Origin of the sequence: Anoxybacillus sp. UARK-01 (genome assembly GCF_002075365.1) — a bacterium.
Lineage (GTDB): Bacteria > Bacillota > Bacilli > Bacillales > Anoxybacillaceae > Anoxybacteroides > Anoxybacteroides rupiense.
The window spans coordinates 1-1,857 of sequence record NZ_NASY01000059.1 but is presented as its reverse complement, the minus strand read 5'-3'; the positions used below and the strand labels follow the sequence as shown (position 1 = coordinate 1,857).

At 43.8% G+C, this 1,857-nt stretch carries 2 protein-coding genes; both read left to right on the top strand.

What is annotated here, in order from left to right; genetic code table 11:
* Positions 1-103 precede the first annotated feature (103 nt).
* Positions 104-1,516 (top strand): amino acid permease, encoded by a 1,413-nt coding sequence (locus tag B6A27_RS18235; protein WP_066146602.1) that lies wholly within the window; start codon positions 104-106, stop codon positions 1,514-1,516.
* Between the two features lie 62 nt (positions 1,517-1,578).
* A partial coding sequence (locus tag B6A27_RS18230) for a nitric oxide synthase oxygenase (RefSeq protein ID WP_148663873.1) occupies positions 1,579-1,857 on the top strand: 279 nt, incomplete at its 3' end.

The following is a 1,857-nucleotide window of genomic DNA, read 5'->3' as shown; positions in this document are numbered from 1 at the left end:
AACTAAAATATTCTTAAGATGGTCGAAAGGAGTGAACGATACTTATTGTCACGAAAATATAAAGCGCTTACATGATCATGTTTTCAAAAGGGGGAATGGATAAATGCAAACAACACATGGTTTGAAGCGCGAACTGAAAAGCAGGCATTTGTTCATGATCGCGCTCGGTGGAGTGATCGGAACAGGCTTGTTTTTAGGTTCGGGATATACGATTCATGAAGCAGGTCCGGGCGGAGCCATTGTGGCTTATTTATTTGGTGGATTTGTGATGTATTTAACGATGCTTTGTCTTGGGGAATTGGCCGTGTCTTTGCCTGATGCGGGCTCATATCAAACCTACGCCACAAAGTTTATATCTCCTTCTGCCGGTTATGTGATCGGCTGGCTTTCTTGGTTGAATTGGTCGGTAACGGTCGGTTTAGAACTTTTAACCGTCAGCATTTTAATGAAACGATGGTTTCCAGATGTCCCTTCTTGGATTTGGTGCGTCATTTTTGCCGTTGTTTTATTTTCCATTAATGCGTTATCATCAAGAAGCTTTGCCGAGGTCGAATTTTGGTTTTCCAGCATTAAAGTCCTTACCATTATTGCCTTCATTTTATTAGGTGGAGCTGCTATGTTCGGCCTGCTTGAAATGAAAGGCGGTCAGGCGGCTCCGCTGTTTTCCAACTTCACAGATCATGGCGGATTATTTCCAAACGGTCTTGCTGCGATTTTGGTCACGATGATTGGCGTTAACTTCTCTTTCCAAGGAACAGAGCTTGTGGGTGTTGCGGCTGGGGAAAGCGAAAACCCGGAAAAAACCGTGCCAAGGGCAATCAATAACACGGTTTGGCGAATTTTGCTTTTCTTTGTGTTGGCCATTTTTGTTTTGGCGGGGTTGTTCCCATGGGAAAAAGCAGGATTAGTGGAGAGCCCGTTTGTGGTCGTATTTGACAATATCGGAATTCCGTATGCTGCGGATATTGTTAATTTTGTCATTATTACGGCTGTTTTATCTGTAGCTAACTCTGGCCTTTATGCTACTTCGCGTGTGCTTTGGTCCATGTCTCGCCAAGGAATGGTAAGTCCGATTTTCAGTAAGCTCTCCAAAAATGGCGTCCCGATTAATGCACTGATCGCAAGTATGTTAATTGGTTGCCTATCTTTGCTATGTGGTATTTTTGCTGAGGATACCGTTTATGTATGGTTGCTTTCAATTGCCGGATTTGGCGCTGTTACCGTATGGGCCTCTATCGCTCTATCAAACTATTTAGCAAGAAGAGCATTTTTAAAGCAGGGAGGCAATGTGGCTGATTTAAAATATCGGACACCGCTTTATCCGATTGTTCCTCTTTTGGCGTTTTCGTTAAATGTAGTCGTTATTATTAGCCTTGCTTTTATTCCGGATCAGCGGCTGGCGCTTTATTGCGGGATTCCATTTATGGTGGCGTGCTATATTTACTATCATCTTGTCGCTAAACACCGCACAGCTAAGCTGCAATCATCATTTCAGATGAATATGGAGAAAATGTGAAAAGTGAAATAGGGCTCCGGACATGGGCCCTATTTTTTGATACAATGACTTTGGACGAACAGATGAAAAAACACAAGGAAATTGAGGGACGTATATTGCGCAATCAAGAACGGTTATGGAATGAAGCAGTGCAGTTTATTCGGTTGTGCTATCAGGAATTGGGAAAAAGTGAAGAAACAATCAGCCAGCGTTTGCAGCAAATCCGCGATGAAATGGAGCAAACGGGCACTTATAGCCATACGTATGAAGAGCTGGAGCATGGTGCCAAAATGGCGTGGCGCAACAGCAACCGCTGCATCGGTCGCTTGTTTTGGCAGACGTTGCAGGTCATCGATGTTAGG